At 39.9% G+C, this 24008-nt stretch carries 26 protein-coding genes; 24 read left to right on the top strand and 2 right to left on the bottom strand.

The features are described 5' to 3' along the window. The first annotated feature begins 6 nt into the window (after positions 1 to 6). The 21 genes from fliM (at position 7) to GQR38_RS16455 (ending at position 19054) form a co-directional block, all read left to right on the top strand. On the top strand, positions 7 to 1098 hold the full coding sequence (fliM, locus tag GQR38_RS16555) for a flagellar motor switch protein FliM (protein ID WP_024608166.1): 1092 nt from the start codon (positions 7 to 9) through the stop codon (positions 1096 to 1098). 20 nt (positions 1099 to 1118) lie between these two features. Continuing rightward, positions 1119 to 1517: a flagellar motor switch protein FliN gene (fliN, locus tag GQR38_RS16550; RefSeq protein ID WP_007585803.1), complete on the top strand. Its 399-nt coding sequence runs from the start codon at positions 1119 to 1121 to the stop codon at positions 1515 to 1517. Next, on the top strand, positions 1514 to 1897 hold the full coding sequence (gene fliO / locus GQR38_RS16545; RefSeq protein ID WP_010553903.1) for a flagellar biosynthetic protein FliO: 384 nt from the start codon (positions 1514 to 1516) through the stop codon (positions 1895 to 1897). The genes fliN and fliO overlap by 4 nt, the downstream gene beginning before the upstream one ends. Positions 1898 to 1901: 4 nt before the next feature. Next, positions 1902 to 2642, top strand: coding sequence for a flagellar type III secretion system pore protein FliP (gene fliP, locus GQR38_RS16540; RefSeq protein ID WP_007585804.1), 741 nt, complete (start codon positions 1902 to 1904; stop codon positions 2640 to 2642). Between the two features lie 40 nt (positions 2643 to 2682). Further along, on the top strand, positions 2683 to 2952 hold the full coding sequence (gene fliQ / locus GQR38_RS16535) for a flagellar biosynthesis protein FliQ (RefSeq protein WP_002959325.1): 270 nt from the start codon (positions 2683 to 2685) through the stop codon (positions 2950 to 2952). 2 nt (positions 2953 to 2954) lie between these two features. Then, the gene (gene fliR / locus GQR38_RS16530; protein ID WP_007585805.1) at positions 2955 to 3734 is read left to right on the top strand and encodes a flagellar biosynthetic protein FliR; all 780 of its coding nucleotides are present in this window, start codon (positions 2955 to 2957) and stop codon (positions 3732 to 3734) included. A 9-nt stretch (positions 3735 to 3743) separates the two neighbouring features. Further along, positions 3744 to 4874, top strand: a complete 1131-nt coding sequence (flhB, locus tag GQR38_RS16525) for a flagellar biosynthesis protein FlhB (protein ID WP_007585806.1) — start codon at positions 3744 to 3746, stop codon at positions 4872 to 4874. 72 nt (positions 4875 to 4946) lie between these two features. After that, positions 4947 to 7058, top strand: a complete 2112-nt coding sequence (gene flhA / locus GQR38_RS16520) for a flagellar biosynthesis protein FlhA (RefSeq protein ID WP_010553901.1) — start codon at positions 4947 to 4949, stop codon at positions 7056 to 7058. 21 nt (positions 7059 to 7079) lie between these two features. Continuing rightward, positions 7080 to 8561, top strand: coding sequence for a flagellar biosynthesis protein FlhF (gene flhF, locus GQR38_RS16515; RefSeq protein WP_007585808.1), 1482 nt, complete (start codon positions 7080 to 7082; stop codon positions 8559 to 8561). Next, positions 8554 to 9414 carry a MinD/ParA family protein gene (locus tag GQR38_RS16510; RefSeq protein WP_007585809.1) on the top strand — a complete coding sequence of 287 codons (861 nt, stop codon included), beginning with the start codon at positions 8554 to 8556 and terminating at the stop codon, positions 9412 to 9414. The genes flhF and GQR38_RS16510 overlap by 8 nt, the downstream gene beginning before the upstream one ends. A 26-nt stretch (positions 9415 to 9440) precedes the next feature. Beyond that, positions 9441 to 10151, top strand: coding sequence for an RNA polymerase sigma factor FliA (locus tag GQR38_RS16505; protein WP_007585810.1), 711 nt, complete (start codon positions 9441 to 9443; stop codon positions 10149 to 10151). Positions 10152 to 10191: 40 nt separating this feature from the next. Continuing rightward, positions 10192 to 10575: a chemotaxis response regulator CheY gene (cheY, locus tag GQR38_RS16500; protein WP_008132609.1), complete on the top strand. Its 384-nt coding sequence runs from the start codon at positions 10192 to 10194 to the stop codon at positions 10573 to 10575. Between the two features lie 17 nt (positions 10576 to 10592). Next, positions 10593 to 11366 carry a protein phosphatase CheZ gene (locus GQR38_RS16495; RefSeq protein ID WP_007585814.1) on the top strand — a complete coding sequence of 258 codons (774 nt, stop codon included), beginning with the start codon at positions 10593 to 10595 and terminating at the stop codon, positions 11364 to 11366. A gap of 15 nt (positions 11367 to 11381) precedes the next feature. After that, on the top strand, positions 11382 to 13589 hold the full coding sequence (locus GQR38_RS16490) for a chemotaxis protein CheA (RefSeq protein ID WP_165721591.1): 2208 nt from the start codon (positions 11382 to 11384) through the stop codon (positions 13587 to 13589). 58 nt (positions 13590 to 13647) lie between these two features. Continuing rightward, positions 13648 to 14814, top strand: coding sequence for a chemotaxis response regulator protein-glutamate methylesterase (locus GQR38_RS16485; RefSeq protein WP_165721592.1), 1167 nt, complete (start codon positions 13648 to 13650; stop codon positions 14812 to 14814). Further along, a complete protein-coding gene (locus tag GQR38_RS16480; protein WP_007585825.1) occupies positions 14807 to 15571 on the top strand; it encodes a flagellar motor protein in 765 nt (254 codons plus the stop codon). The genes GQR38_RS16485 and GQR38_RS16480 overlap by 8 nt, the downstream gene beginning before the upstream one ends. A 1-nt stretch (position 15572) precedes the next feature. Next, positions 15573 to 16532 carry a flagellar motor protein MotB gene (locus GQR38_RS16475; RefSeq protein WP_165721593.1) on the top strand — a complete coding sequence of 320 codons (960 nt, stop codon included), beginning with the start codon at positions 15573 to 15575 and terminating at the stop codon, positions 16530 to 16532. 12 nt (positions 16533 to 16544) lie between these two features. Continuing rightward, complete coding sequence (locus GQR38_RS16470; protein ID WP_165721594.1) at positions 16545 to 17315, top strand: ParA family protein; 771 nt, start codon at positions 16545 to 16547, stop codon at positions 17313 to 17315. A gap of 3 nt (positions 17316 to 17318) precedes the next feature. Next, on the top strand, positions 17319 to 18113 hold the full coding sequence (locus GQR38_RS16465; protein WP_007585828.1) for a chemotaxis protein CheW: 795 nt from the start codon (positions 17319 to 17321) through the stop codon (positions 18111 to 18113). A 24-nt stretch (positions 18114 to 18137) separates the two neighbouring features. Further along, positions 18138 to 18635, top strand: coding sequence for a chemotaxis protein CheW (locus tag GQR38_RS16460; protein WP_002959294.1), 498 nt, complete (start codon positions 18138 to 18140; stop codon positions 18633 to 18635). Between the two features lie 17 nt (positions 18636 to 18652). Further along, the gene (locus GQR38_RS16455; protein WP_024589935.1) at positions 18653 to 19054 is read left to right on the top strand and encodes a DUF2802 domain-containing protein; all 402 of its coding nucleotides are present in this window, start codon (positions 18653 to 18655) and stop codon (positions 19052 to 19054) included. 31 nt (positions 19055 to 19085) lie between these two features. Here the strand turns inward: GQR38_RS16455 and GQR38_RS16450 are convergent, their stop codons facing one another. Both GQR38_RS16450 and GQR38_RS16445 read right to left on the bottom strand, forming a co-directional pair. Then, positions 19086 to 19394: an EscU/YscU/HrcU family type III secretion system export apparatus switch protein gene (locus GQR38_RS16450; RefSeq protein ID WP_024589934.1), complete on the bottom strand. Its 309-nt coding sequence runs from the start codon at positions 19392 to 19394 to the stop codon at positions 19086 to 19088. Positions 19395 to 19396: 2 nt separating this feature from the next. Further along, complete coding sequence (locus tag GQR38_RS16445; protein WP_165721595.1) at positions 19397 to 21850, bottom strand: flagellar hook-length control protein FliK; 2454 nt, start codon at positions 21848 to 21850, stop codon at positions 19397 to 19399. A 113-nt stretch (positions 21851 to 21963) separates the two neighbouring features. On the opposite strand from GQR38_RS16445, the gene ccmA reads away from it, so the two are divergent. The 3 genes from ccmA to GQR38_RS16430 are packed head-to-tail and all read left to right on the top strand — an operon-like array spanning position 21964 to position 24007. Further along, complete coding sequence (gene ccmA, locus GQR38_RS16440; protein ID WP_096058052.1) at positions 21964 to 22584, top strand: cytochrome c biogenesis heme-transporting ATPase CcmA; 621 nt, start codon at positions 21964 to 21966, stop codon at positions 22582 to 22584. Further along, on the top strand, positions 22584 to 23270 hold the full coding sequence (ccmB, locus tag GQR38_RS16435) for a heme exporter protein CcmB (protein WP_002959286.1): 687 nt from the start codon (positions 22584 to 22586) through the stop codon (positions 23268 to 23270). The genes ccmA and ccmB overlap by 1 nt, the downstream gene beginning before the upstream one ends. Continuing rightward, entirely contained in the window at positions 23270 to 24007 is a 738-nt protein-coding gene (locus GQR38_RS16430; protein ID WP_007585844.1) for a heme ABC transporter permease, read from the top strand. The genes ccmB and GQR38_RS16430 overlap by 1 nt, the downstream gene beginning before the upstream one ends. The last annotated feature ends 1 nt before the right edge of the window (position 24008 follow it).

The raw sequence follows: 24008 nt of genomic DNA, 5'->3' as shown, positions 1-24008 counted from the left end.
GTTAGCGTGAGCGATTTATTATCCCAAGACGAAATTGATGCGCTATTGCATGGTGTTGATGACGTTGAAGAGGAAGATATACACGACGGTGAAGATGGCGGGGGAAGTACGCTTCAGTACGATTTTTCTTCGCAAGATCGGATCGTGCGTGGTCGTATGCCGACGCTGGAAATTGTTAATGAACGCTTTGCTCGTCATATGCGAATTAGCCTATTTAACATGATGCGCCGCACCGCAGAGGTGTCTATTAACGGCGTGCAAATGATTAAGTTTGGCGAGTATATTCATACTTTATTTGTTCCAACCAGTTTAAATATGGTGCGTTTTAGACCTTTAAAAGGCACTGGCTTGATTACCATGGAAGCACGACTTGTGTTTATATTGGTAGATAACTTTTTTGGTGGTGACGGGCGTTATCATGCAAAAATAGAAGGCCGAGAATTTACCCCAACAGAGCGCCGAATTGTACAAATGCTCCTTAAAATAATCTTTGAAGATTATAAAGAAGCTTGGGCACCGGTTATGGATGTATCGTTTGAATATCTCGATTCTGAAGTAAACCCAGCTATGGCTAATATTGTAAGCCCAACTGAGGTTGTGGTTATTAGTTCTTTCCATATTGAGCTCGATGGTGGCGGTGGCGATTTTCATATTGCACTTCCGTATTCAATGCTTGAGCCAATTCGAGAGCTGTTAGATGCGGGTGTTCAGTCTGATACTGAAGATACTGATTTACGTTGGAGCAAAGCGCTTCGCGATGAAATAATGGATGTAGAGGTTGAAATATCAACTCAGTTACTTGAAGTTGATTTAACCTTAAAACAAATTATGGAACTCAAAGCCGGTGATATTATTCCGGTTGAAATGCCTGAGCATATAACCGTATTTGTTGAAGAACTACCTACATTTAGAGCCAAAATGGGTCGCTCTCGCGATAATGTTGCGCTTCAAATTAGTGAAAAAATTAAACGACCTGATTCAGTTAAATCTGAGCTGCATGTATTTACCAAAGGCGGCAAGAAAATTGACTCAGATGCAGAATTAGCAGAACTAGAAGATGATTTACACCTCTCTGACGGTGTAGACTTAGACTGGTAATTGATTAAAAGGTTAAAAGTATGAGCGATGATCAAGACACAATGGATGAATGGGCAGCAGCATTAGCAGAAGCCGAAGCTCCAGATGATAGTAGCGAAGCACATGTTGCAGAGCTTGATGAGTTAAGTGATTCAAAACACGAAATGAGTGGCGATGAAAAACGAAAACTCGACACTATTTTAGATATCCCCGTTACTATTTCAATGGAAGTAGGACGCTCTAAAATTAATATTCGTAACTTATTGCAACTTAACCAAGGCTCTGTTGTTGAGCTTGACCGTGTTGCGGGCGAGCCGCTAGACGTGCTAGTTAACGGTACTTTGATAGCCCATGGTGAAGTAGTTGTAGTAAACGACAAGTTTGGTATTCGCTTAACTGACGTGATAAGCCAAGTAGAGCGGATCAAAAAACTACGATGAGCTTATTAATTGCTTTAACGAGTTCCGTTTTTTCAAAAGCAGATGTGGCAACACCCACTGGAGATATACTCTCTATGGTGCTGTCGCTTGTAATGGTGCTAGTACTGATTATTGTGCTGGCATTTTTTGTTAAAAAGCTTAATCCAAATTTAGCAAACAGCGATGAATTTAAAGTAGTCAGAAGTCTACCTTTGGGTTCTCGCGAGCGTTTAATGGTTGTTGAGATAGATAATGCTCAGCATTTACTTGGTGTAACTCCCCACAGTATTAATTACTTACACAAGTTAGAAACCCCATTAAGTGAAAAAGAACTACCTGAACTCGCTAAACGATTTGGTAAACTTTTAAACCCGCAATCAAACCAAAATAAAAAGAATTAAACCTATGACAAAGTGGCTGCTTATTATTTTTGCCATGGTGTTTGTACCAAGTGTAAGCGCAGAAGGAATTGATGCGCTTACTATTACAACAAACGCTGATGGCACACAGGATTACTCAGTAACGTTACAAGTTTTAGCAATTATGACGGCGCTGAGTTTTATACCGGCTGCCATAATTATGATGACCTCCTTTACACGAATAATTGTTGTACTCGCCATTTTGCGCCAAGCAATTGGCTTACAGCAAACACCGTCAAACCAAGTATTATTAGGGATGTCGCTTTTTCTAAGTATTTTTATAATGTCGCCTATTTATCAGCAGGTAAACGAGCGAGCTATAGAACCTTACTTAAATGAGCAGGTTACTTCAGTACAAGCTTTAGAGCTGGCTAAAGAGCCAATGAAAGCCTTTATGCTTTCTCAAGTGCGTCTCAAAGACTTAGAAACGTTTGCTAAAATTGCCGGTTACGATCAGCTAGATTCGCCACAAGACACACCGTTAATAGTGCTTATACCCGCCTTTGTAACCAGCGAATTGCAAACCGCATTTATAATAGGGTTTATGTTTTTTATCCCATTTTTAATTGTTGATTTAGTGGTCGCCTCGGTATTAATGGCGATGGGTATGATGATGCTTTCACCCATGATTGTGTCCTTACCGTTTAAAATTATGTTATTTGTACTTGTAGACGGCTGGAGCTTAGTGATGGGGACTCTAGCCAAAAGTTTTGGTTTAGGGACTTAGTATGCAAAGCATTAACATGACCCAACAATAGGAGTACAACATGGAACCGGAAATTTTTGTTGATATCCTAAGTGACGCTCTTTTTTTAGTTATTAAGCTGGTGTCTGCAATTGTAGTCCCAGGCTTAATTATTGGTTTAGTGGTTGCTGTGTTTCAGGCCGCAACGTCTATCAATGAACAAACATTGAGCTTTTTACCTCGTTTATTAATTACCATTAGTGCGCTTATTGTGGGTGGGCATTGGCTTACTCAAGAGCTAATGGACTTTTTTACTCGCCTAGTATTACTTATTCCTGAAATTGCAGGTTAAGCGTGGAATACCCCTTTGCTGTCGTTATTCAATGGTTGAGCGATTTTTTGTTGCCGCTGGTACGCATTAGCTCAATGATTATGATTATGGCTGGTTTGGGGGCTAAAAATGTTCCTACACGTATAAAAATGGGTTTATCGGTTGTTGTAACTTTTGTTGTAGTTCCTGTTTTGCCCCCAGCTACATTCACTAATTTATTTTCGTTTGAGATGATTTTAGTCGTTATTCAACAAATGCTGATTGGTGTTGCTATTGGTTTTGCATCTATACTTTTACTAAATACTTTTGTGTTAGCAGGGCAAATACTCGCGATGCAAACCGGTTTAGGTTTTGCTTCGGTTATTGACCCCTCTAATGGCGCAAGTGTGCCTGCTGTTGGCCAGTTTTTCCTTATTTTGGCGACGCTATTATTTTTTGCTTTTAACGGACATTTAATGATGATTCAAATGGTGGTGCATAGTTTTCAAGTGCTACCCATTGATGGTACATGGTGGTCTGTAGATCATTACTGGGACATAGTGACCTGGGGCGGCTGGATGTTTACTACAGCACTTGTACTCTCACTTGCACCGCTTACCGCGATGCTCGTTATTAATATGTCGTTTGGTATTATGACGCGTGCAGCACCGCAATTAAATATTTTCTCTATTGGTTTTCCATTTACCTTGGTAGCGGGACTTATTATTATTTGGGCAACACTAGGTAACTTTGTTACTCAGTTTGAGTTTCAATGGTTAAAAATGGTTGAGCTAATGTGTACTTTAGTTGGTTGCTCACCTTAGGAGAAAGTCATGTCTGAAGACTCAGGACAAGAAAAAACAGAAGAACCCACATCAAAAAAGCTTGAAGAATCTAAAAAGAAAGGCCAAATAGCGCGCTCAAAAGAGCTAGGTACCATGTTTGTACTTATTTTTTCGGCTATATCACTTTTGATGTATGGGCCAGAAATTGGTAAAGGTTTATACAATGTAATGGGCCGAACCCTTAGCTTAAATCGTAACGAAGCCTTTGATACTACTAAAATGTTTGCCGTATGGGGAGAGGTTGCAGACGCTTTAATGTTTCCTATGGCTATGTTTGTATTAATTATAGTTTTGGCTGCATTTATTGGTAATACGTTACTAGGTGGTTTTAATTTTAGCTGGGAAGCCGCTGCACCTAAAGCAAGTAAAATGTCGCCAATGAAAGGCTTTAAACGTATGTTTGGCCCGCAAGCGGCTATTGAGCTTGTAAAGTCACTTTTAAAATTTGGTTTGGTTGCAAGTTTTGCTATATTTTTAATTAATACCTATTTTGATGAAATACTGCATTTAAGTTTAGAAAGTGCACCAGGTAATATTATCCATGCCTTAGAGATTTTAGGCTGGATGTTTTTAGGTCTTTCGTGCACTTTAATTATTATTGCGGCTATTGATGCACCATTTCAAAGTTATAACCATAACAAACAACTTAAAATGACAATGCAAGAGATTAAAGATGAGTATAAAAACTCTGAAGGTGACCCACAAATAAAAGCGCGTATTAGGCAAACTCAAAGGCAAATGTCGCAAAACCGTATGATGCAAGATGTCCCTGACGCTGATGTTATTGTTACAAACCCAACTCACTACTCAGTAGCATTAAAATACGATACAGAGCGCGCAGGAGCGCCAATAGTGCTTGCTAAGGGTATCGATGAAATGGCGATGCAAATTAGAAAAGTAGCAATAGGGAATGAAGTACCTATTTTAGAATCCCCCATGTTGACCCGAGCGCTTTATCATACTGCTGAAGTAGGAGAGCAAATACCCGATCAGCTATTTACTGCAGTAGCGCAAGTTTTAGCGTATGTATTTCAGCTTAAGCGCTTTAATAAAGGGCGCGGAAAACGCCCAACTAAACTTAATAATAAGCTCCCAATCCCCGATGCCTACAAGTATTAAACCGTTAACTTAGTAACTTGGAATAGTTATTGCAAATTCTACGTAGTGTCAATTTTTTGAAATTGTAGAATTATGAGTTTTAAAGCGGTATTACAACAACTTAACAGAGACAAAAAAGACTATGCCAAAGGGGTAGGTACTCCTTTGCTTGTGCTTGCTGCCTTGGGAATGGTGATCTTACCGTTACCGCCATTTTTACTCGATATCCTTTTCTCGTTTAATATTGCCCTCGCATTAGTGGTTTTACTCGTGACTGTTTACACGATGAAGCCGGTTGAGTTTGGTATATTCCCCTCTGTATTACTAATCGCTACGATTATGCGCTTAGCGCTTAATGTTGCCAGCACTCGAGTTGTATTACTTGAGGGTCATAACGGTGGGGATTCTGCTGGGAAGGTAATTGAAGCGTTTGGCTCCGTAGTTATTGGTGGTAACTACGCTGTTGGTTTGGTCGTATTTTTAATTCTGATCATTATTAACTTTGTGGTAATTACTAAAGGTGCTGGGCGTATTTCTGAGGTATCTGCACGTTTCACCCTTGACGCAATGCCGGGTAAACAAATGGCAATTGACGCCGATTTAAACGCTGGTTTTATCAGTGCTGAGCAAGCGCGTGACCGCCGCGAGGAAGTAACTCGCGAAGCTGATTTTTACGGCTCAATGGATGGTGCGAGTAAATTTGTAAAAGGCGATGCCATTGCAGGTATTGTTATATTAATCATCAATATTGTTGGTGGTTTATTTGTCGGTATGATTCAACATAATTTGAGTTTTGGCAACGCAATGGAAGTATATACATTACTTACCATTGGTGATGGCTTAGTTGCTCAACTTCCTTCTTTACTGCTTTCAATTGGTACCGCGATTGTTGTAACACGTCAAAATGAGTCGCTCAATATGGGTGACCAATTTAAGAAACAACTAGGTAACGAAAAATCACTCTTTATTGCTTCAGGTATTTTGATCATCATGGGTTTAGTGCCTGGTATGCCGCATTTTGCTTTTTTAAGTTTAGGTGCGTTATTGGGTTATTTAGCTTACTACACACAGCAAACTAAGCTAAAAGCCGCTGCAGCAGAAGCCGAAGAGGCCGCCAGTGGCGGAAGCGCTGCAACAGGTATTGCCAATAAACAAGAGCAAAAAGAACTTGGTTGGGATGATGTTCAACAGGTTGACGTAATTGGCCTAGAAGTAGGTTATAGATTAATTCCGTTAGTGGACCAATCACAAGGTGGTGAGCTACTTAATCGTATTAAAGGTGTACGTAAAAAGCTTTCTCAAGAGCTTGGTTTTTTAGTACCACCTGTTCATATTCGCGATAATTTAGAGCTTGACCCTAATGCTTACAGAATAACGCTAATGGGTGTTTCAACCGGTGAAAGCGAACTTAAACATGGCGACGAGCTAGCAATTAACCCAGGGCAAGTATTTGGCCCAATTAAAGGGGTTGAAACCAAAGATCCTGCGTTTGGCCTTGATGCAGTATGGATCAAGCCTGATCAAAAAGATGAAGCGCAATCACTAGGTTATACCGTTGTAGATTCAGCAACTGTAGTTGCCACTCATATTAGCCAGTTATTAACTAACAGTGCGGCGTTGTTACTAGGGCATGAAGAAGTTCAAAACCTGCTTGATATGCTTGCTAAAAGCCATCCTCGCTTAGTAGAAGGACTAGTACCTGACGTGTTGCCATTAACTGCAATTGTAAAAGTACTGCAAAATTTATTGAATGAAGGTGTAGCTATTCGCGATATGCGCTCAATTGTTCAAACCCTTGTTGAGTATGGTCCGCGTAGCCAAGACCCTGATGTATTAACGGCTGCAGTGCGTATTTCTCTGCGTAGGTTAATTGTTCAAGATGCGGTTGGTATGTCATCAGAAATCCCTGTCATAACCTTGGCACCTGAGTTGGAACAGATGTTGCATCAGTCATTACAAAATGCAGGCGATGAAGGTGCCGGTATTGAGCCTGGACTTGCAGAGCGACTTCAAGTGTCATTGACACAAGCGCATCAAAATCAAGAAATGGCCGGTGAACCTTCTATATTGCTAACGTCAGGAATGTTACGCACTGTGTTATCTCGTTTTGTTAAGTACACCATTCCAGGATTGAGAGTGATGTCTTATCAAGAGGTACCAGACGAAAGACAGATCAAGATTGTTAGCTCTGTAGGCCAACAATAAGATTTTAACAGGGGTTGAATCATGAAAATTAAACGTTTTTTTGCTAAAGATATGCGCACAGCACTTAAAGAAGTTAAAGATGAATTAGGTGTTGATGCGGTTATTATGTCAAATAAGAAGCTGGCTAACGGTGTAGAAATTGTAGCGGCAGTTGATTATGACAAAGCAGCCCCTAAAGTAGCAGCGCAACCACAACGTACTGCAGAGCCGCGTGCTCAAGCACCACAGCAAAGTATGCATAATTTTGTAAAACCAGAGCCTCAGCGTGCCAAACCAGAGCCGCAAGCAAAAGTGGCTGACAGCCTACAGGCTTTATTAGAGCGCCAATCACCGCGTCCTCGCTCCCCTGAACTTGCATCAATGTTTTCACAATCAGGTATTGATACTACCGATAACTATCAAGAACCAGTTATGGAACAGCGTACTAAAAATATGTTTGCTCCTGAAAATGCAGCGCCAGTTCGTCCACAAACTCAAGCGGATAGCTTAGGTTTTGATGATTTAGACAGCGACTTTGATGATTTAGATAGTCCAGTAACTGCTCGCCAACAAACACCCAATAATGAAAGCGAAGAAATGACAACAATGCGTGAAGAAATGAACGCAATTCGTCAATTGCTTGAGCATCAAGTATCGGGCTTAATGCAGCAAGATATGGCGCGTCGCGATCCAACACGCGCTTGCATGGTTGACCGCTTAGTCGGTATGGGTATTGATAAAGAAGTCGCGCAACAAATGGCATGTTTTGTACCTGATGATGTATCTCGTAAGCAAGGTTGGAAAGCATTGTTAACGATGGTCGAAGATCAAATGCAAACAACCAATAATGAAATACTTCGCCAAGGTGGTGTATATGCGTTAGTGGGTCCAACAGGTGTTGGTAAAACAACAACAGTTGCTAAGCTTGCAGCTTTAGGCGCACAAAAATATGGCGCTGATAAAGTGGCCTTAATAACCACTGATACATACAGAATTGGTGCATATGAACAGCTTGCTACTTACGGCCGTATTATTGGTTGTGGTGTAAAGCAAGTTAAAGATGCTAATGAATTAGCTGAAGTTTTATATCATTTACGAAATAAACGTCTAGTATTAATTGATACAGCAGGTATGAGTCAGCGAGATTTACGTTTAACTGAGCAGTTAAACACGTTAATGCGTAACCAACGTGTGGATATTCGCAGTTACTTAGTACTAAGCGCGACGGCACAAATTAATGTATTACAAGAAACAGTACGCCACTTTAAAAAAGTACAGTTAAGTGGTTGTATTTTCACTAAGTTAGATGAATCATTAAGTTTGGGTGAGATAATTAGTATTGCGATTCAAAATCGCCTTCCAATAGGGTATCTTACTAACGGTCAACGAGTGCCAGAAGATATTCGTGTTGCAAATGCTGAAAAACTAGTGAAAAAGGCTGAGCAGTTATATTTAAAAAGAACAAAAGCACAACATTCAAGGCACCAAGCAGTGGCGCCAAGTACAGTAGGGATGTATGATTAACACAGTATTAGATCAAGCAAGCGGCCTGCGCAAAATGAGTCAAAACAATAACAACGGCGTAAAAGTTATCGCTGTAACCGGTGGTAAAGGTGGGGTAGGGAAAACAAATGTTTCTCTAAATACCGCTATTGCACTAGGGCAACAAGGTAATAGAGTATTAGTGCTGGATGCTGACTTAGGTTTAGCAAACTGTGATGTGATGCTTGGTTTACGTGTAGAGCGCAATTTATCACACGTTTTGTCAGGTGAATGTGAGCTTGACGAGATTTTAGTTGAAGGGCCTGCTGGTATTAAAATTGTACCCGCTACATCGGGCTCGCAAAGTATGGTTGAATTATCGCCATCTGAGCATGCCGGGCTAATTCGTGCATTTAGCGAATTGAATACCGAATTTGATATTTTAATTGTAGATACAGCCGCTGGTATTTCAGACATGGTGCTAAGCTTCTCACGAGCAGCACAAGATGTAATGGTTGTAGTGTGCGATGAACCAACATCAATAACCGATGCTTACGCACTTATTAAAGTATTAAGCCGCGAGCACGGTGTTTATAAGTTCAAAATTGTTGCCAATATGGTCCGCAGCATGCGTGAAGGCACTGAATTGTTTGCAAAACTATCTAAAGTTACCGATCGCTTTTTAGATGTTTCAATGGAGCTAGTAGCAACGGTTCCTTATGACGAAAATATGCGCAAAGCAACACGTCGCCAAAAGGTGATTGTTGAGCTCTTTCCAAGTTCGCCAGCCGCTCTCGCGTTTAAAGCGCTGGCGACAAAAGCAGTTAAATGGCCAATACCAAATCAACCATCTGGGCATTTAGAGTTTTTCATTGAGAAACTAGTAAACGGCTAATTATGACAACATTGGTGAATAGAGCTATGGGATATCAATCAACACAAAACTTAAATGTGATTGTTGAGAAACATGCATCACTTGTTAAAAAAGTGGCATGTCATCTAATTGCTCGATTACCACCTAGCGTTCAGCTTGATGATTTAATTCAATCAGGAATGATAGGTTTAATAGAAGCTTCAAAAAACTTTGATGCAACAAAAGGCGCAAGCTTTGAAACCTTCGCCGGTATTCGTATTCGCGGGGCTATGCTTGATGAAATGCGCCGTGGTGATTGGGCTCCTCGTTCAGTACACCGTAAAAGCCGACAAGTTGCAGAGGCAATTACTGGGCTCGAAAGCAGTCTGAATCGCGAACCAACAGATACAGAAGTTGCTGAAAAACTTGAAATTTCACTCAATGAGTACCATCATATTTTAAATGATGTTAATACTAGTAAAGTATTAGGCATAGAAGACCTTGGTGTAGATGAGGATGTTATTACTCCCGTAGGCCAAGATTTAGCGCTAGACAAACCTTTTAATAATGTTAAAAATGATCGGTTTAATGAGTCTTTGCTAAATGCAATAAAGTCATTACCAGAGCGTGATGCAATGGTACTTTCTTTATACTATAACGATGAAATGAATTTAAAAGAAATAGGACATATACTCGATGTAAGCGAATCGCGTGTAAGTCAGATACATGGTCAGGCGATGATTAAGCTTAAAGCTAAAATCAATGACTGGATAAACTAGTAGTAAGTAAACTAAGGTTAATACCTCACTGGGGGATGTTTTGGATAAAAACATGAAAATTCTTGTAGTTGATGATTTTTCAACGATGAGACGAATTATAAAAAACCTATTACGTGACTTAGGTTTCACTAACGTTCAAGAAGCTGATGACGGGTCTACAGCTTTGCCTATGTTACAAAATCAAGTGTTTGATTTTGTGGTTACAGATTGGAATATGCCGGGAATGCAAGGTATTGACCTTTTAAGAGCAATTCGTGCAGATGATAAGTTAAAACATATCCCTGTATTGATGGTAACGGCAGAAGCTAAAAAAGAACAAATAATAGCTGCAGCGCAAGCTGGCGTTAATGGTTATATTGTTAAGCCATTTACGGCTGGAACATTAAAAACTAAATTAGAAAAAGTATTTGAACGCTTAGGCTAATGATGGGGGAGAGGCTTATGTCAGCACCAGCTGCGCCTCAAATAACGTTAGAACAAGCTCGTCAACTCGTCATTTATTTAGAAAACGATGAGCAAGATAAAGCTAATCAGTTGATTTTAGAGACAGCTTCGCAAGAGCAGTCTAAATTATTTGCTGAAGTTGGGAAGTTGACTCGTCAACTGCACGAAGCACTTAAAAGCTTTGAGCTTGATACTCGCTTAACTAACATAACGACAGATGCGATTCCAGATGCTAAAAAGCGGCTTAATTATGTTATAGAAATGACAGAAAATGCGGCTAATAAAACAATGGATGCTGTTGAGGCTAGTTTACCTATAGCTCAGCAACTTGCAGATGAAATATCTCATATCAAACCGACATGGGATCGTTTAATGAGCCGGGAGATTGAGCTTGGTGAGTTTAAACAACTTTGCCATAGTATCGATAAGTTTATGAATAACTCTCATCATAAAACGGATGAGCTTCAAAGCTTAATGACAAATGTACTAATGGCTCAAGACTATCAAGACTTAACAGGTCAAGTTATTCGCCGTGTTATAGAACTTGTTAGAGAAGTAGAAGAAAGCTTACTTCATCTTTTAACAGCGTTTGCTGAACAAGATGACAGTGACAACACAGCGAATAAAGTAGAACAACAAAAAATAAAAGAACCAGTTGCCACACAAACTTTAGCAGGTCCTGAAGGCCCTATTATTGATAAAGAATCGCGTAATGATGTTGTATCTGATCAAGATGAAGTCGATGATCTTTTATCAAGTTTGGGCTTCTAAGAGGAGAGTAACTGCATGTTTGAAGTCGATGAAGATATTTTACAAGACTTTCTTGTAGAGGCAGGAGAAATCCTAGAGCTTTTATCTGAACAGTTAGTTGAACTGGAAAATAATCCAGAAGATACCGAGTTACTAAATGCCATATTTAGAGGCTTTCACACTGTAAAAGGTGGTGCAGGCTTTTTAGCTATGACAGAACTTGTTGATGCTTGCCACGGCGCTGAAAACGTATTTGATTTACTACGTCAAGGCGTGCGAACGGTCAATTCAGAGTTAATGGATGTTATTTTACAAGCGCTCGACACCATTAATGAAATGTTCGCGACTATCCAAAATAGGGATAAGCCAGAACCAGCAGATCCTGAGTTACTTCAAACCCTCCACATTTTGGGCCTACCTCCAACAGAAGCCGAGCTTAACGGAGTCGCTTCAGAAACTGACGTTGAACAACCTCTTGATGAAGTAGTTGATACGCCAATAGCTGATGAGGAAGATCCATTTGCATTTGATGAAATGTTTAGCGGAACTCCTTCGGTTAGTGATGCTGAAATAAACGAAATCACTGAAGATGAATTTGAAAACTTACTTGATGAACTACACGGTAAAGGACAAGGTCCTGCAGTTGAAAAGCCAGTAGCAAGTAGTAGTGATTTTAATGGTGATATTACTGATGATGAATTTGACAGCTTATTAGACGAGTTACATGGAGTTGGCAGTTTTGGTGAGGTTGCGAGTAAAGCACCTGAGCAAAGTAGTGTAGTTAAAGCACCTGTAGAACCAGCTAAACCAGCGTCAAATACTGCTAATTCATCAGATGATGAAATTAGTGATGATGAATTTGAAGCGCTTCTTGATGAACTTCATGGTAAAGGCACTGCACCTAAATCAATAGAAAGCACTCCAGCTGTGAAACAGCCCAATATCCCAGCTAAACCAGCTGCAAAAGCGAGTGTGCCTGTAAAAAAACCAGAACCTGTAAAAGCACCCGCTTCTAAACCGGTAGAAAAACCGGTTGCTAAAGCAGCGCCAGCAACGCCTAAAAAATCAGCGCCACCAGCAGCAGAGACGACAGTTCGCGTAGATACAAAACGACTTGACCAAATTATGAATATGGTTGGTGAGTTAGTACTTGTGCGAAATCGTTTGGTTAGTTTAGCGACCAATTCAGACAGTGAAGCAATGGGTAAAGCAATCTCTAACTTAGATGTAGTGACTGCTGATATTCAAGGCGCGGTTATGCAAACGCGAATGCAACCAATTAAAAAGGTATTTGGTCGTTTCCCTCGCGTAGTACGCGATTTAGCACGCAGCTTAAACAAAGACATTGACTTACAACTTGTAGGTGAAGAAACCGATTTAGATAAAAACTTAGTGGAAGCACTAGCCGATCCGCTTGTGCATTTAGTACGAAACTCAGTTGACCACGGTATTGAAATGCCAGCTGTTCGTGAGGCTGCCGGTAAGCCTAGAACAGGTAATGTTACTTTATCAGCGTCTCAGGAAGGCGACCATATTTTGTTGACCATTAAAGATGATGGCGCTGGTATGGATGCTGAGAAACTGAAAAAAATAGCAATTAGTAAAGGCGTGCTCGATCACGATCAAGCGAGTCGACTTTCTGACACTGAAGCATACAACCTAATTTTTGCACCTGGCTTTTCTACAAAAGAAGAGATATCTGATATTTCAGGTCGTGGTGTTGGAATGGATGTGGTGAAAACTAAAATCACCCAATTAAACGGCTCTGTAAGTATTCAATCTGAGTTAGGTGTAGGTACTATTTTAGAGATAAAAGTACCACTTACCTTAGCCATATTACCGACCTTAATGGTAATTGTTGGCGCACAAACATTTGCGTTACCACTTGCAGGTGTTAGTGAAATATTCAACTTAGATTTAACGAAAACAAATGTGGTTGATGGGCAATTAACAATTATTGTGCGTAAAAAGGCAATACCGTTATTCTACCTCGAGCACTGGTTAGTTAAAGGCTCAGATCGTTCACAGCGAAAAGCAAAAGGCCATGTAGTTATTGTGCAAATTGGTACGCAGCAAATTGGTTTTGTTGTTGACTCATTAATTGGCCAAGAAGAAGTAGTGATTAAGCCGCTTGATGCGTTACTTCAAGGAACACCAGGTATGGCAGGTGCTACAATAACTTCGGATGGTGGCATTGCACTGATTTTAGACGTTCCAAACATGTTAAAACATTACGCAGGCTAATAATAAAGTAGGTATATATTTAATATATACCTACGCATAAATTTAATAAGAGAGCTAAATGGCCGTTAAAGTTTTAGTTGTTGATGATTCAAGCTTTTTTCGCCGCAGGGTAAGCGAAATTCTTGAGCAAGATAGCGACATACAAGTTATAGGCTTTGCTGTGAATGGCAGAGAAGCTGTTGAAAAAGCAGCTCAGCTACGTCCAGATATGATCACTATGGATGTCGAAATGCCTGTGCTTGATGGTATTAGCGCAGTTAAAGAGATAATGGCGAGTAATCCAACCCCGATCTTAATGTTTTCATCACTAACACGTGATGGCGCAACAGCAACGTTTGATGCGCTAGATGCTGGAGCAATGGATTTTTTACCGAAAAAATTTGAAGACATCGCTCGCAATAATGAAGACGCTATAAAGCTTTTACAAAATAAAGTGAAAGATATAGGGCGAAGACGTTTACCGCGAACGTTTAAAGCTGCAACACCACCTAAGCCAGTAATATCAACTAAACCGATAACAAGCTCACTTTCGCAAAGAACAAACACACTAACGCCTTCGATAAAACAACCCGATAGAAGCTTTCAAAGAGCAGCCCCTACAACATCGTCAGGTTCAAATATTGCCTCAATGCGAGCAAGTGGAAAGCAATACCAGCTTGTGGCTATTGGCACTTCTACAGGTGGCCCTGTTGCACTACAAACTATATTAACTCAATTGCCTGCTAATTTCCCTCATCCTATTTTGCTTATTCAGCATATGCCAGCTGCTTTTACACCTGCATTTGCGGCACGTTTAAATGGTCTGTGCCAAATAAAAGTGAAAGAAGCGCAACAAGGTGACCGCTTACAACCAGGAACTGCTTATCTAGCGCCTGGCGGACAGCAGATGATGGTAGAAGGGCGTGGTGCAAATAGAACTCTGCGCGTATTTGAAGATCATAGCGAGAGAATAAGTTATAAACCGAGTGTAGATGTAACTTTTGCCAGTGCAGCAAAAACGTATCAAGGCGATGTGCTTGCTATCGTTTTAACAGGCATGGGCGCTGATGGACGTGACGGTGCAAGAATGTTAAAACAAACGGGTGCAACCATTTGGGCACAGGATGAAAAAAGCTGTGTTGTTTATGGAATGCCTCAAGCCATTGCTAATGCGGGGCTTTCGAGTGAAAGTTTAGCATTAAGCGATGTTGCAGCACGTATCAAGAGAGAGGTAGGTTGTGGATAAACTCTCAATATTTGGACTATTTGTAGCACTTGGTGCAATAGGTCTAGGTTACTCTTTAGAAGGCGGCGTTGTTTCTGCTTTATTTAATGGTCCTGCCCTTATTATTGTATTAGGCGGCACGCTTGGTGCTGTTATGTTGCAAACATCAGCAAGTACCTTTAAAAAAATGCTAAATATGAGCTCTTGGGTTTTTGTTGCGCCACAATATGATATTGAAGATGCAATAGAGCAAGTTAAGCGGTGGTCTCATAAGGCACGTCAAGAAGGTTACTTAGCGCTTGAAAACGAAGCGCTAGCTCACCCAGATGCATATGCAGCAAAAGGTTTAAGCTTGCTTGTAGATGGCTGCTCAGAGCAAAAACTACGTGACACGCTTGAAATTGATTTACTGCTAGAACGCGATCGCTTGCTTGAAGCCGCACGTGTTTATGAAGCGATGGGGGGCTACAGTCCTACCATTGGTATTTTAGGTGCTGTGCTTGGTTTAATACAGGCAATGTCGTTTATTACCGATCCACAAATGCTTGGTGCAGGAGTTGCAACGGCATTTATTGCGACCATTTATGGTGTTGGTTTAGCTAATTTATTGTTTTTACCTATGGCAAATAAGTTAAAACAGCGTGTAGAGCAAAAAATGCTTTACCATGAAATGCTTGCCGAAGGTGTGATTGCAATAAGCGTTGGTGAAAGCCCAGTAAATATAGAATTAAAGCTTGAAGCCTATCGTGTAGAGCGTCCTAATTTAGTGGACGAATAACATGCTACGCCGACGACTGCGTCACTCTGCTCCTAAAAGTCAACATACAGAGCGTTGGCTTGTATCGTATGCCGATTACATGACCATTATGTTTGCTTTTTTTGTGGTGCTGTATGCGATAGCGATCAACAAAGAAGAACAATTTCAAATATTGTCAGACTCCCTTGAACACGTTTTTGATAAATCTGCCCGCCAGCACTCCCAGCAAGGTGAGGGCGTCAATGGTAATGGAATATTGACTGATAGAGTGACACCTGAACAAGAAGTTCTTTATGGTGAAAGTATTTTAAAAGAAGAACAAGGTCCAGAGTTACTCGACGGTCAAAGTGATACAAGTAACATACAACAAAAATATTTAGGAAAACCACTCGATAGCTTACTTGCTAAGCTGCAGTCAGCGCTTATTGATGAAATTCGTGATGGAGAAGCCAGTTTAGAGCTTAATCAAGATTGGCTGATTATAGAGCTAAGCTCAGGTATGTTATTTTCAAGTGGTAGCTCAGTTGCACACTCTAGGGCAAAGCAAGTCGTCAAAATTGTTAAAGATATTATTGCTCCAGTAGATAACTATATTAGGGTGCGTGGCTATACTGATGATGAAAGTATTCGCAATGAAATATTTCGCTCAAATTGGGAACTCTCGGTTGCTAGAGCAACATCTATTTTAGTAGAGTTGGAAGCATTAGGTATTAATTCTGCCAGAATGGCGATAGAAGGTTATGGTCAATATTCACCTTTTGTAAGTAACGATACAGAACAAGGGCGAGCAGAAAATCGTAAAGTTGTTATTGCACTTTCTAAGTATGGTTTACCGCCAATACAAGACATTAAAGGTGATGAACAGGCCGTCAAGCCAGTAGTGGCAGAGCCTGAAATTGAGCTCCCTTCAGATGACGATACAATAAAAATAATTCGTTTGCCTCATGGTGGTATTCGCATAACAACGCGCAATGAACAGTAATTAGGATGTAATGTGAAGATTTGGACTGTCGCAAATCAAAAAGGTGGTGTTGGTAAAACAACAACAGCAGTGAGCCTTGCTGGTATTTTAGCTTTGCAGGGTAAGCGTGTGTTGCTTATTGATACAGACCCTCATGCATCACTCACTTATTACTTTGGCATTGACTCAGAAGATTTGGAAGCCAGCGTATATGATATTTTTGCGCGTGGCACGAGCATGCAAAGTGAAGAGATACTTCAAGCTTTATGCCCATCAACACTTGAAAACCTAGATATTTTACCCGCAACAATGGCGATAGCCACGCTTGATAGAAGCATGGGTAATAAAACAGGTATGGGATTAATACTAAAAAAAGCGCTTGCAAAAATCAGTGAACATTACGATTATGCCATTTTAGATTGCCCCCCAGTTTTAGGGGTGTTAATGGTTAATGCGCTTGCAGCAAGTGAGCGAATTTTAGTGCCAGTGCAAACGGAATTTTTAGCACTGAAAGGGCTTGATAGAATGATGCGCACTATGGAATTAATGCAAACCTCTCAAGCGAAAGATTATCAATATACTATAATCCCTACTATGTATGATAAACGTACTAAAGCATCGTTAGAAGCATATAAAACACTGCAAAGTACGTATGGTGATAAAGTCTGGCCAGGTGTGATACCGGTAGATACTAAATTTAGAGATGCAAGCTTTGCGCAAAAAGTGCCTGTAGAGTATTGTCCTCGTTCGCGTGGTGTATACGCATATAAAGCACTGCTAGAATATTTAATTGAACAAGGTTAATGAATGAGTAAGCAATTATTTGCTAATGAAAAAGTAATGAAACAATACCTAGGGGCTTTGTTATGTGAAGACGAGCCTGTAGATAACCTTGAGCCAGTCGCAAAATTACTTGAGCAAATGCCACATGACTCGCAGCAAGAACATATTCATTTAAAACCAAAAGAACAGATAAAAGCGGCAGAAAAAATATTTGATCAAGACTTACTTAATTCTGAAATTAAGCCAATAGTTGAACCTATTTTTGAAGCCGAAAAAGTTAATAAAGCCATTGACGATGAAGTAATAGAGCCGATAAGTACGATTACAGAAGAACCAGAACCACAGATTATAACCACTAGCCAATCTGACTATTTTGATGGTGAATTTCAGGCATTATTTTTTGAAGTTGCTGGTTTAACATTGGCTGTGCCATTAAAAGCATTAGGCGGTATACATCAACTAGGTGAAGTAAATCATTTATTTGGTAAGCCAAAGTGGTTTAAAGGCGTTATGCTCAACAGAGAAGAAAAGCTTAATGTTGTTGATACTGCTCGTTGGGTAATGCCAGAAAAGTATGATGATAAATTAGAGGCGTCTTTAGATTATCAGTATTTAATTACCTTAGGTGATAGCCAGTGGGGCTTATTAGCTGAAAAGTTGATAAATAACATTACATTGAGTAAAGAAGATGTAAAATGGCGTACAAATAAAAGTAAGCGCCCATGGCTTGCTGGTGTTATAAAAGAAAAAATGTGTGCTTTAATAGATGTAGATAATTTAAATATATTATTAGAGAAAGGCTTAGATAGCCGTCAGTAGTAATGACCATTACGGGGTAATAGCATGAATCAAGATAAATTACTGTCAGCAAATAAAAACGCAGATAATAATGATGAAATTTTACAGTGGGTTACGTTTAAGCTAGAGGAAGAAACCTACGGCGTAAATGTAATGCAAGTACAAGAAATACTTCGTTATACAGAGATAGCCCCTGTACCAGGTGCACCTTCTTACGTTATTGGTATTATTAACTTACGCGGTAACGTTGTAACTGTTATTGATACTCGTGCACGTTTTGGTTTGTTAGCTGCTGATGCAACCGATAATTCTCGTATATTAATTATTGAAGCTGAAGAGCAAGTTATCGGCATTTTAGCCGACAGCGTATCTGAAGTCGTTTATTTACGCAGCTCTGAGATCGATAGTGCACCAAATGTTGGTACTGAAGAAAGTGCTAAGTTTATTCAAGGCGTTTGTAATCGTGATAATGAGCTACTGATTTTAGTCGATTTAAACAAGTTACTCAGCGATGATGAATGGGATGAGTTAAGCGATATATAAGCTTTACCAAATAAATTATGCTGTTACTTAGTATAGCTATATCAGCGTTAGCGGTAGGACTTATATCGCTTGCGCTAATAATTGCATTAAAAAACAAACAAGTGAATGAAGTTAATGCTGTATTACAGCAGCTTAAAGATAGCTCAGAGCAAACTCATATTTTGCGAAGTGAAATTTCAGAGCTTAGAACAGGGCTTTTAAGTATTGGTAAGCGAGTGCTTGAGGTTGAGCAACAAAATCAAGATTTAATACAACAACAAGCTGCGCAGAAATACGATGACCCTGATGCTAAAATTTACTCTCGTGCAGTAAAAATGGTAGAGTTAGGTGCGGACCTCGATGAGGTGATACGCGAATGCGAATTACCGCGAGCAGAAGCCGAATTACTATTTTCACTACATAAACAAAAAGGCGCTTAGCGCCTTTTTAGTTATAAGCGTGTAAATAATCTCACGCTTTAATATTTAACTTACCTTGAAAGTCTTGCCAGCCTGGCGGAAATTGACCTCTTAATACATACGAAAACGCAATAAGCTCTGCAATTACATAATAAAGCTCTTTAGGGATTTCTTCCCCTAAGCTTAAATGCGACAACGTTTTAGCAAGCGCTGCATCTTCGTGGATCATAATTCCTTTTAATTTTGCCGCTGCAATTATTTCGTCAGCTAACTCACCAAACCCTTTTACGCTTACAGTGGGGGTGTTGCCAGCTTCGTATAAAAGCCCAATGGCTGACTTATTAATAGGTGTATCACTCATTACTAAACCTTAATATTAATAATTGCATGAGATTTATAAAATGCCTGATTATTTGCATCGCCTCGCTTTAAGTTGAGCTCTCCAACCTGTAAACCATGCTTAGCTAGTTTGGATCTTAAATTATCTAAGTGAGGGTGAGCAATTGCGCTTACTTCTTGGCTTGAGGCTAATAGCTGGCAATCGAGTGCTTTATCCATTAACTCAGCGGTAATCTGTAACTGCCCAATCTGTGCATAATCAAAGTTTAACCTGACAAACCATACATTTTTATCTTCTAATTTATCTGCGCTTGGCTTTTTATATTGCCCCAATGTTATTTCTGTTTGGGCGGCCTCAGGCGGCAATTTCATTGGTAATAAAAATTGTGCAAGCGGGTTTGTGTCTGGTTGTTGATTTGGTGTTGAAACACTTACTTGGGTAAGTGTGTTTTTAACTTGTACGATTTCGCTAGCCAATGCTTGAACTTGAGCTTGCTGCAGTTGCTCAAGTATTTTTGCTCCCGCGTTTCCTGTTTTAAAAGTAGGTATGAGTACTTGTAAAAGTGCATCTAAGCCAGTTTGGTTATTAAAGCTTATCGGTGTTACTGATTGGCTAATTATAGGGGCTGCTAAAATACTCACTGCAACTTGTTCAAGTCCTTTAGTGAAGCTACTTTGTAGTATATCACCCGTTAATTGAGATGGCTGTAAGGTGGCTAATACTTCACGCTGTATGGTCGCAGGGTTAATATTATTACTAGAGACCATGCGATTAAATGCTTGGTTAATTAAGCGAGTTAAATCGGGCGTTTCTTTTGTTGCTCTATTTGTAATATCAGTAATTTGACTACTTAAAAGCTGTTTGTTACCAGCTACTCTATCCATAGGGATTGTGGCATCAGGAAGCTTTAATAGTGTGCTTAATAGCTTTGCTTCTATTGGTTGTAGCATTTGACTACGAGAGGCAATATTAGATAACGGCTCTGCTAATGGGAGAATGTTTTTAATCGTGGCTGGGTTTACACTGTTTTGATTGTTGCCGTTTATTACTGGTTGCACTGAAGACGTTGTTTGCCCTTTAGTAACAACTTCACTTGTAGGCTTAATTAACGTATCAATTTTACTGTTAGTACTAATACTCCGAGCACTCAATTGACTCGCGTTTAAATTACTTGGCTTAGCGCTCGCCACTTCATTTTGAGTAATGTTACTTGTTATTGGCGTGTAGGTTGTTGCTGTGTTTGAAGGTGATTGCCAAACACTAACACTTCCTTTTATTTGCTGAGTTAATTGTACAAGTGGCGGGAGTCTTGAAAAGTGCTCTGGTAAAGTATTGCCCGTATTACTATTTAACGCAGTACTTACATTTTGAGTAATGTTAACTCTATTTAACGGTGATACTGTTAATTGCGTAACTAAGCCCGGCCTTTGTATCGCAGATGATCCAGACGGCGGCATTAACTCAGATTTATTTGCTGCTGCAAAGGGCTTATTTTCAAAGTATTTAACCGCATCATTAATTCGCGTTTTTAAATCACTAAAGCTATTTTGTAGCCACGATTTTATTGGGCTATTAGGTGTAAGCAGTGGGCTTGCTTTAATAGTGGACGCAGAAAAAGGTATTTCAGGGACACTGCTTTTTTGAGCTAAAAGTAACTCGTTAAACGGTTTAGAAAATGAGTTATTAAGCGTTACTTTTATATTATTAGTATCGGTCTTAATAAGTAATTTATCAGCCTGATTTACTAAATTCACTTTAATGGGCGTGCTAGGTAGCTCACTAACTTGTTGATTAGTAATAGGCGTCGTAAACGAACCTGACTTTTGAGGATGAGTCAAAATAGCTAGTTTAGGTGTTGCTTGAAGTTGCGCACTAGGTAATAAGGCCACGAGTAATTTAGTAAGTTTAGTTTGGCTAAGTGGTTGCGTATGAATTGTATCTGCAAAGCGATTAATAACATTAAGCTGTGCGCCTTTGTTAGTAGTGCTAACAACTACTTTTAAAGGCTGCTCGGTTAAAAGTAACTGCGCTACGTCTTTATTTATGGCAATACTGGCGTTAAGTTTATCAATTACTAATTTTGGGGTAGGGGACATAACCACTTGTAAATCCATTGGTTTGCTTTGTACCTCAGTGCCCGTGCTTACATAATTTAATAAACGCTGTAATTGTACTGGTTGATTTAAAGTAAGGGTTGTAGTGTTTGGCGTGATGTTGAGCTGTTTGCCATCGGGATTAAGTTGTATGTTAGCACTGGCTATTTTTTGTAAATTTTGAGGTGCGCTTGTAGTGCCAAGTCTTAATGTCTGCCAATGTTTATCAATAAATACATCAAGCGTAATCGAGTCTTTCGAAAATTGAATGTTTTTAGCCGCAAGCGCCTCATTAGGTAATTGCGATAACTCATTGGTTTGAGGGTTTGTCGATTGATTGATGACCAATGAATTAGATAATGTTATTTGCGTTGGCGTATTCATTATTTTAAATCAAGTTTTCTCTATTTTAAGTGAATCGATTTTAAAGCAATATTCGTATTACCCTATCATTATGGTAGACTAACGCCTAATTTTTGGCAGAGAGAATCGTCATCTTGTTACACATTAAGTCCGTCACCTGCATCAAGCAAGATCGTTGTTTGTTTGCGGATCTTAATTTTAGCCTTAATAGCGGTCAAATCATGCAATTAGCGGGTCCTAATGGGGCTGGTAAAACATCGCTATTGCGTATTATCGCAGGCTTTTCTGTGCCTGATGAAGGAGCTGTTTTATTTCAAGAACAGCCTATATCTAAGTATTACGAAGAGTATGCCAGAGAACTACTCTTTATAGGCCACAAAACAGGTGTAAATACTCAGCTTAGTGCAGTTGAAAATGTTCGTCATTGGTTACAAATTAATGGCTACATAAACCAGCCTGACTTGTATCCCATTTTAGCGCAACTTGGCCTTGTTGGACTTGAAGATGTACCGGTTAGAATGTTATCTGCTGGACAACAAAGACGTGTAGCTTTGGTTAGGCTTTGGTTAAGTGATGCTAAATTATGGGTACTTGATGAGCCATTTACCGCACTTGATAAAAGCGGTGTTGCCTTTTTACAGCAGCGATTTACCGAGCACTTACTAAACGGTGGAGCTATTTTGTTAACGACCCACCAAGATTTAACGACCCATTTTAGTAACTTGCAAACGGTTACACTGGAGTATCGTCACTAATGACTCGTCAACATTCTTATTGGTTGCTATTTAGTGCGGTATTTACCAAAGATGTAAAACTTGCGTTTCGCCAGCGCGCTGAAATTGTAAATCCTATTTTGTTCTTCTTAATTGTAATTTCATTATTTCCGTTAGCAATCGGGCCTGAGCCTGGTTTACTAGCGAGAATGGCACCGGGAATTATTTGGGTTGCCGCATTACTTTCTACCATGCTGGGCTTGGATAAGCTGTTTAGAGATGATTTTAATGATGGCTCATTGGAGCAGTTAATTGCATCGTCTTACCCGTTATCGTTAACCGTACTTGCTAAAGTGGCTGCTCACTGGGTGGTAACAGGTTTACCGCTTGTATTAATGACGCCGCTATTTGCATTGTTGTTAAACCTAGAAAGTACGGCGTTAACAGCGACTGTTTTAACATTATTATTAGGCACTCCACTATTGAGCTTTATTGGCGCAATAGGCGCAGGGCTTACTGTAGGATTACAAAAAGGGGGTATTTTGATGAGTTTACTCGTACTGCCTTTGTATATTCCTGTTTTGATTTTTGCAACGTCGGCTATCGATACCAGCACCATGTCGCTGGATTATAGTGGGCAGCTTGCCATCCTTGGTGCAATGTTACTTATTGCTATTATTAGCGCACCAATTGCCATATCGTCAGCTTTAAAAGTGAGTGTAAGTTAATGTGGAAGTGGTTACATCCCTATGCTAAAGCAGAGCGTGCATACCAGTTATGCAATACGTTACTGCCTTATTTTGCCGTAGTTACTGTAGTTAGTATGATTGTTGGATGGGTATGGGGGCTTGGTTTTGCACCTGCCGATTACCAACAAAAAGACAGCTACCGTATCATCTTTATTCATGTTCCTTCTGCCATTTTGTCTATGGGGGCTTACTCATCAATGGCTATTGCAGCTGTTGTTGCACTTGTATGGCAACTACGAAATGCCGAACTTGCCGTTATTGCTATAGCGCCTGTTGGTGCTTGTATTACTGCTATAGCGCTTATTACTGGCGCTGCATGGGGTAAACCTATGTGGGGTGCTTGGTGGGTATGGGATGCGCGTTTAACGTCTGAACTTATTTTATTATTTTTATATCTTGGCGTGCTTTCGCTTTACCATGCATTTGAAGATAAGAAGTCAGCAGGGCGTGCGGCTTCTATTTTAGCGATTGTGGGCGTAATTAACTTACCTATTATTCATTACTCAGTTGAGTGGTGGAATACGCTACACCAAGGCGCAAGCATTACAAAACTAGACACCAAAGCAATAGACCCAAGTATGTTTTGGCCACTTATGGTTAATATTTTAGCCTTTGCTGCATTTGTAGGAACAGTGACTTTAATTCGTCTTAAAAATGAAATTTTACAACGCGAAAAGCACCGACCGTGGGTGCGTTTGTTGTTAAATAAGGGGTAAT

Source organism: Pseudoalteromonas sp. c7(2019) (assembly GCF_011378625.1).
Taxonomy (GTDB): domain Bacteria; phylum Pseudomonadota; class Gammaproteobacteria; order Enterobacterales; family Alteromonadaceae; genus Pseudoalteromonas; species Pseudoalteromonas arctica.
Note: the sequence above shows the minus strand (reverse complement) of the source record. Positions and strands in the feature narration are given on the sequence as shown.

What these genes read in the sequence shown, in the direction of transcription:
- fliN (WP_007585803.1), top strand. Translation starts at nt 1,119, where the DNA reads ATGAGCGATGATCAAGACACAATGGATGAATGGGCAGCAGCATTAGCA.
- fliO (WP_010553903.1), top strand. Translation starts at nt 1,514, where the DNA reads ATGAGCTTATTAATTGCTTTAACGAGTTCCGTTTTTTCAAAAGCAGAT.
- fliP (WP_007585804.1), top strand. Translation starts at nt 1,902, where the DNA reads ATGACAAAGTGGCTGCTTATTATTTTTGCCATGGTGTTTGTACCAAGT.
- fliQ (WP_002959325.1), top strand. Translation starts at nt 2,683, where the DNA reads ATGGAACCGGAAATTTTTGTTGATATCCTAAGTGACGCTCTTTTTTTA.
- flhB (WP_007585806.1), top strand. Translation starts at nt 3,744, where the DNA reads ATGTCTGAAGACTCAGGACAAGAAAAAACAGAAGAACCCACATCAAAA.
- flhA (WP_010553901.1), top strand. Translation starts at nt 4,947, where the DNA reads ATGAGTTTTAAAGCGGTATTACAACAACTTAACAGAGACAAAAAAGAC.
- flhF (WP_007585808.1), top strand. Translation starts at nt 7,080, where the DNA reads ATGAAAATTAAACGTTTTTTTGCTAAAGATATGCGCACAGCACTTAAA.
- GQR38_RS16510 (WP_007585809.1), top strand. Translation starts at nt 8,554, where the DNA reads ATGATTAACACAGTATTAGATCAAGCAAGCGGCCTGCGCAAAATGAGT.
- GQR38_RS16505 (WP_007585810.1), top strand. Translation starts at nt 9,441, where the DNA reads ATGGGATATCAATCAACACAAAACTTAAATGTGATTGTTGAGAAACAT.
- GQR38_RS16495 (WP_007585814.1), top strand. Translation starts at nt 10,593, where the DNA reads ATGTCAGCACCAGCTGCGCCTCAAATAACGTTAGAACAAGCTCGTCAA.
- GQR38_RS16490 (WP_165721591.1), top strand. Translation starts at nt 11,382, where the DNA reads ATGTTTGAAGTCGATGAAGATATTTTACAAGACTTTCTTGTAGAGGCA.
- GQR38_RS16485 (WP_165721592.1), top strand. Translation starts at nt 13,648, where the DNA reads ATGGCCGTTAAAGTTTTAGTTGTTGATGATTCAAGCTTTTTTCGCCGC.
- GQR38_RS16475 (WP_165721593.1), top strand. Translation starts at nt 15,573, where the DNA reads ATGCTACGCCGACGACTGCGTCACTCTGCTCCTAAAAGTCAACATACA.
- GQR38_RS16465 (WP_007585828.1), top strand. Translation starts at nt 17,319, where the DNA reads ATGAGTAAGCAATTATTTGCTAATGAAAAAGTAATGAAACAATACCTA.
- GQR38_RS16460 (WP_002959294.1), top strand. Translation starts at nt 18,138, where the DNA reads ATGAATCAAGATAAATTACTGTCAGCAAATAAAAACGCAGATAATAAT.
- GQR38_RS16455 (WP_024589935.1), top strand. Translation starts at nt 18,653, where the DNA reads ATGCTGTTACTTAGTATAGCTATATCAGCGTTAGCGGTAGGACTTATA.
- GQR38_RS16450 (WP_024589934.1), bottom strand. Translation starts at nt 19,394, where the DNA reads ATGAGTGATACACCTATTAATAAGTCAGCCATTGGGCTTTTATACGAA.
- GQR38_RS16445 (WP_165721595.1), bottom strand. Translation starts at nt 21,850, where the DNA reads ATGAATACGCCAACGCAAATAACATTATCTAATTCATTGGTCATCAAT.
- ccmB (WP_002959286.1), top strand. Translation starts at nt 22,584, where the DNA reads ATGACTCGTCAACATTCTTATTGGTTGCTATTTAGTGCGGTATTTACC.
- GQR38_RS16430 (WP_007585844.1), top strand. Translation starts at nt 23,270, where the DNA reads ATGTGGAAGTGGTTACATCCCTATGCTAAAGCAGAGCGTGCATACCAG.